Here is a 5,042-nt window from a genome sequence, read left to right as displayed (position 1 = left end):
TTGTTTCTTTCCGTTACCTCATCGGGGCTCTCCTTCCGTCTCGTAGCCGTCTCTCTTCCACCACTCGATGCCGCCCATTAACTCTTTGACACGAAATCCAAGCCGAACCATGTTCAATGCGCCCTTGGTGGAAGCATTGCATCCAATGCCGTCGCAATAGGTCACGATGAGTGCATTTTTATCGAGCGCCTTCGTCGTTTCCGGGTTCATCGCCGCATGGGGAATGTTGATGGCACCGGGGATATGTTCTCTTTCGAAGAGTTCCCGCGCGCGAGCATCCACAATCACGATTTTTTCGCCCGCCCCAAGCGCCACTTTCAGATCCCATGAGTCCGTTTCGTTTTCGAGCTTGTCCGAGAAGTGTTTTAATTGTTCCCCCATGAACACCTCCTTTGAATTTTACGACCCAACTCTTCTCTTTTCATGTTTGGTATCCGCTTGAAATGAGGCGGCTACACCCCCCGCTTGTCTCCCCAGAGCAGGACATGGAGCCGCGGCGTGAATCTGTAGCCGCGCCGCAAAGCTTCCTCGGCGAGGGGGCGGAGGCGCTTTTCCATGTGCTCCATCTTCTTCCCGCCGGGGGAGATGATGATGCGCTCCCTGGGGAAATCGGAGAGGTCATATTTTTCGAGGAGGCTTTCCACCTCTTCGAACTCTTCCACCTTGTGCAGAACGAACTTGAGATAGGGCTCCTTCACCTCATGGAGCCAGCCGAGGGTCACCGGCTGTTTGTTCTCCGGAATATTCGCGGATTGGAGTTTGGGCGAGACGTTCCACTGATCGGCGAGGCGGGCGATCGCATCCGCCGGCGGAATGTAGCCCGAGGTCTCGATCTCGGTGCGAAGGCCCGCTTCTTTCAGGGCAACGAGGAGGGGGAGGAGAAACTCGCTCTCCAGCGGCTCGCCGCCGGTGACGATGACCTGAGCGCCCGGCCGCTCCCGGCAGTAGGCGAGGATGTCCTCCAGGGAAAGTTCCAGCACCGGGGGCCCCGCCCAGCTGTACTTCGTGTCGCACCAGGCGCAGCCGACGGTGCAGCCCATCAGGCGCACGAAGACCGAGGGCCTCCCCAGCGTCGCGCCCTCTCCCTGCAGGGAGTAGAAGAGCGGGTCCGCCAGCGGAATTTTGAGCGCAAGATCTGTCTTCGCGGCCATGAGGCCCAAGCGCCCTCACCTCCTCCCGCGCCCCGCGCGCGGCCTTCTAGCTGAGCGCGGCGGCGATGATGACGGCGATGGCGATGAACATGGCGCCCACCGCGAGGCCGACGGCGGTGTTCTGGTTCTTGAGCTCATCGTCCACCGAAAACGGCGTGATCCACTCGAAGATCTTGAAGCCGATCATGAGGAGCAATATCCCCACGAGGCCGTAGACAATCGAGAGGATGAGGCCGGTGCCCACGCCGATGCGGGGGCCGCCCGCCTCCTGGGCGAAGGCGGCAGCCGGGACGAAAATCGCGGCGGCGGCAACGGTCAAGGTGAGCCATTTCGTCTTCATCTCGAAACCTCCGATCAAACGGGCGCAAACATCAGAAAAGACCGCGCAGGATGCGCAGGAGAAAGAGCAGCAGAATCGGATAGATAAAGATGCCGCCGAAGCCCCCGAAGCCGAACCCGCCGAGGCCCATCCCCATCAGGAAGGGCAGGCCGAAGCCTCCTCTGCCGTAGCTGCGCGCGTTGCCGCTGCGGCGGCCGAAGGAAGAGCGCCGCGAGAAGCCGCCAAGGCCCCTTGAACCCCTGAAGCCGAATGAGCGCCCCCCGCCGAAGCCCCGCGCCGCAGCGTCTTGCGCCGTGGCAGCAAGGGTGAGGACGATCGCCGGAGGAGTTGCCAGGGCGGCGCGGTAGAGCATGCGCACCCCCATCCCCGCGGGCAGCGGCAGGGCGAGCGCGCCCGCGAGCAGCCACGCGGCGGAGGTCATGTCCATGAAAAAGCGGCGGCCGGTGCGCAAAGCGGCCATCCTTCCGGGCGGCGAAGAGGGGAGTGCAGGCCCCCACCTTAACAGGCGGCCGGGGGCCGCTCAAGGGCAGCTCTTTGGTTCCGGCAGTGCGCGCGGCGCGAGCCTCCTGTCACGCCAGGGAGGCGGCACGCTCATGCGGCTTCGCCCTTCCCGCCGGCGCACCCTTGCGGCCTCCGGCGATGGGCGATGTGGAAGCGGAAACCTGCAAGGTCTATGAACCCGGAAGAGAAGGGAGGATTGCGCCCGGAAGTAGAGAGCGCCCCTTCCGGCCGGGGCTTCAGAGGGAGAAGGTGCCCCGCGTGGCGTTTCCTGTTAGACTTGAGGAGATTTTGATGGGAAAGGCAGCCGCAGTGGCGGGCCAATGGCGCGAAGCCCGAGAGCGGGCGGCAGTCGCCGCACCATTCCGGTTTGTATCTGACCCGGAGGGCGAAGGCGGCGGCCGGCTCCGGTCATCCGGGGCATAAAAGGCGCGGCTCTGGCAAATGAAAAAGGAGAGCAGGACGTGCGGTTCCTTTTTGTGTACCCCAATGTCCAGCGCGTTTACGCGCCCCGGCTGGGCATTTCCGTCCTGTCCGCCGTGCTGAAGGAAAAGGGGGTCGAAACCGCTCTTTTTGATTCTACGATGATGCGCGGCCCGGACATCGCACCCGCCTTCCGGGCGATGGTGGAGGCGTTCGAGCCGGATGCGGTGGGCTTCAGCGTCCTGAGCAACGAGTGGGCGCTGGCGCGCGATCTTCTGCGGATGGATTGCATCAAGAGCCTGCCCCGGATCGTGGGCGGGCACCATCCCACCGTGGACGCCGAAGGCTGTCTGGCGCACTGCGACTATGTGGTCCGCGGGGAGAGCGAGGGCGCCCTCGTCGAGCTGCTCGATGCCCTGGGAGGCGGCGGCGACGCCTCGTCGATCCCCAACGTCTGGTCGCGCAACATGCTGGGCATGGAAGTGCGCAACGAGATGCGCGAGCTCATCACGGACCTCGACGAGGCGCCCATCCCCGACTGGAACATTTTCTCCATCGAGCACTACACGAAAAATTTCCTCGTGAACGTGAGGCCGGGCACCCGCATCGTGGGCCAGTTCGAGGGAAGCCGCGGCTGTCCCTACCAGTGCACCTACTGCAGCAGCCCGCACGTGATGGACATGTACAAGGGAAAGGGCACCTGGCGCCGCGAAAAAAGCCCCGAGCGGATGATGCGCGAGGTGAAGGATTTCGAGGAGAAGAACGGCCTCGACATGATCAACTGGGTGGATGAAATCTTCCTCACCCAGCTCCCCCGCCTGGAGAGGCTCGCGGACCTGTTCTCCGAGCGGGTGAAGAAGCCCTTCCTCTTCATGGAGCGGCCCGAGATGGTGAAGGAAGACAAGCTGGCCGCCATCGCGCGGGCCGGGGCTTATAGCATGTCGATCGGCGTCGAGAGCGGCGACGAGCAGTTCCGCATGAAGGTGCTCAACCGGAAAATGGAGGAAAAGACCATCATCGATTCCTTCCGGATGGCCCGAAAGCACGGCATCCGGACGCACGCCTTCAACATGGTGGGCTTGCCCTACGACAACCGCGACCGGATGATCACAACGCGGGAGCTCATGAAGCGCGTCAAGCCCGACACGGCGCAGTTCAGCATTTTCTACCCCCTGGTCGGAACCAAGCTGCGCGAGCTGTGCGAGCGGGAAGGCTTTCTGGATCCCGGCAACGAGATGCCGGAGAATTACTACGCCAACTCCGTTCTGGACATGCCCACGATCTCGAAAGAGGACATCATCAAATACCAGACCATTCTCGAGATCCTCTGCGGCCGCTCGGGCCCCTGGGCCGATTTCCTGTGGTGGCTTTTCGAGACCTTCCCCGTCACCCTGGTGCTTCGGCGGCGGCTGCGCTTTCTGGGAGAGCCCGTCCGGTATTTGGAGACCTACGGTCTCGCCGGAAGCCTGAAGCGGGTCGCCTTCAAGCTCCGGCGGAGGTTCGGCCACACGTTGCCGCAACCGGAAAAAACCCGGGCTTGACCGCTCCGGTTTCCCGCCGGGCCGTTTTTCCTTTTCTGTCCCGCCGTCGTGAACGCATGATGGCCCTTCGCCGAAAATCAAAAATGCCCTGATCCAAGAATGCGGAAGGTCCCGGAGGGCCGGCGGTGGCGCCTCGAGGCATCCAAAATGGGATGGACAAGAGCCGGAAAAGTCCCCCAAACTGCGCCTGCGCCATTCCGGTGCCGGGAGAGAGCATGAAGATTCTTCTGTCCACCCCCCACCAAGGCTTCTACCCGGCCACCGGGTCGCACGATTTTTACACCGGCATCCGCTCTCTCGGCCATGAGGTCGAGGTTTTCTTCTACCGGAAGAAGAGCTTCTTCTACAGCAATTTCCGGAAATCCTGGGTCCGGTGGATGAACCGGCGCCTCGCGGAAAAATGCATCACTGAGAACTTCGACCTCCTTTTCGTCTACCGCGACGGATACATCCAGGCCGAGACGATCGCGGAAATCCGCCGAAAATCCGCCTGCCGGACGGTCTGCTTCTATCCCGACAACCCCTACGGCTCGACGGCAGCGGGGATCTCCTTCGATCAGATCGGCGCCTACGATCTCTTCTTGACAATGGACACCTACTTCTTCCGCGAGTTCGACCTCTTCGGCTTCGGGAACGTGGCCTTCACCTCGGACGCCTACGATCCCTCGACCTACGAGAAGGAATTCACCGAGGCGGAGCTGGCGCCCTACCGCTCGGACGTGGCCTTTATCGGAAGCTACTACGGGTTCCGCGAGGTGTTCTTCTCCGGCCTGACGGACGAGGGGGTGGACTTCAAAATCTGGGGGCCGCAGTGGCGCCGCGCCCGGGACCCCTGGATCCGGGAGCGGGCCACCGACGGCGGCGTCTACGGGGACGAGAAGCTCAAGATCATCAAGGCGAGCAAGATCGTTCTCGACATCCAGAGCGGCGGGGGCCACATCGAGACCTGCGACGACAAAACGATGTCGTTCATCGGCGGGGGCGCCTTTTTTCTCACCAACCACAAGAAGAACATGGACCTGGTGTTCAAGGTCGGCGAGGAGATCGAGACGTTCCAGTCGAAGAAAGAACTGCAGGAAAAAATCCGGC

At 62.4% G+C, this 5,042-nt stretch carries 6 protein-coding genes; 2 read left to right on the top strand and 4 right to left on the bottom strand.

Going from position 1 to position 5,042, the window contains the following annotated elements; translation table 11 throughout:
• Positions 1-18 precede the first annotated feature (18 nt).
• From O2807_11715 to O2807_11700, 4 genes are all read right to left on the bottom strand, one after another.
• On the bottom strand, positions 19-387 hold the full coding sequence (locus O2807_11715) for a rhodanese-like domain-containing protein (protein ID MDA1001164.1): 369 nt from the start codon (positions 385-387) through the stop codon (positions 19-21).
• Positions 388-452: 65 nt separating this feature from the next.
• Entirely contained in the window at positions 453-1,151 is a 699-nt protein-coding gene (locus O2807_11710) for a 7-carboxy-7-deazaguanine synthase QueE (protein MDA1001163.1), read from the bottom strand.
• A 46-nt stretch (positions 1,152-1,197) separates the two neighbouring features.
• On the bottom strand, positions 1,198-1,491 hold the full coding sequence (locus O2807_11705) for a DUF350 domain-containing protein (protein MDA1001162.1): 294 nt from the start codon (positions 1,489-1,491) through the stop codon (positions 1,198-1,200).
• Between the two features lie 31 nt (positions 1,492-1,522).
• Positions 1,523-1,951, bottom strand: coding sequence for a hypothetical protein (locus O2807_11700; GenBank protein MDA1001161.1), 429 nt, complete (start codon positions 1,949-1,951; stop codon positions 1,523-1,525).
• Positions 1,952-2,453: 502 nt separating this feature from the next.
• Here O2807_11700 and O2807_11695 point away from each other — a divergent pair.
• Positions 2,454-3,953, top strand: a complete 1,500-nt coding sequence (locus O2807_11695; protein MDA1001160.1) for a radical SAM protein — start codon at positions 2,454-2,456, stop codon at positions 3,951-3,953.
• A gap of 215 nt (positions 3,954-4,168) precedes the next feature.
• Positions 4,169-5,042: hypothetical protein (locus O2807_11690; GenBank protein MDA1001159.1), on the top strand; the 874-nt coding region annotated here is incomplete at its 3' end.

This window comes from bacterium (assembly GCA_027622355.1).
GTDB lineage: Bacteria > UBA8248 > UBA8248 > UBA8248 > UBA8248 > JAQBZT01.
Note: the sequence above shows the minus strand (reverse complement) of the source record. Positions and strands in the feature narration are given on the sequence as shown.